This window comes from Acidovorax sp. FG60, assembly GCF_057808995.1.
The window spans coordinates 1-655 of the sequence record NZ_JBMDJC010000062.1; the positions used below are offsets into that span (position 1 = coordinate 1).

1 protein-coding gene is annotated in these 655 nt (G+C 61.4%); it reads right to left on the reverse strand.

Translation table 11 applies throughout. The features are described 5' to 3' along the window. The coding region (locus tag ACODS0_RS28010) for a transposase zinc-binding domain-containing protein (RefSeq protein WP_488838507.1) at positions 1-602 on the reverse strand (602 nt) is incomplete at its 3' end. Positions 603-655: the final 53 nt, after the last annotated feature.

Below are 655 nucleotides of genomic sequence, written 5' to 3' on the forward strand. Positions count from 1 at the left end.
AACACCCCGTCCACCACACAAACGTGGAAGTGGACGTGTTCATTGAGGCTGGAGCCGAATCGGTGAATGAAGGCGATGGCACCGATGTGCAGGCCTGCCTTGTCCATATGGGCCGCACCGGGGCTGTGGGTCTGCAGAGTTTGTGCGATCACCCGCAGAAAGATGCGCAGCACCATGCTCAGCACCGCTCCGTCGCGTTGCATGAAGTACCGCAACCTCTTGGGCACGGAGAGCACCCACTGGCGCACCGGCAGGCGGGGGAAAACGTGGTCGCTCAGGTGTGCCGCCGTCTCCACCATCCGCCGCGTGGTGCACGAGGGGCAGACTCCCCGGCCTTTGCAGGAGAAGGCTACAAAGTAGTCGTGCCCACAGTCGCCGCAGCGAGCGCGGGCAAAGCCATGGGCAAAGATGCCGCACTCAAGATACTTGGCAAACGCTTTGCGCACGAAGGGCTTGGGGGTGTGGTGGTCGCCCTGGCCGTCGAACTGACCCGCGCTGGCCAACTCTAGCCAGGTCTCGTAGTGCTCGGCTACCGTTTGGTAGAGCAGCGTGCGTTCGGGGTGGCGTGGGTTGTAGAGCTTGGGCTTGGAAGTGGCTGACATGAATACTGTACAAATGCACAGTATTCTGCGGCGATTGTTTGGGTACGCAAAGC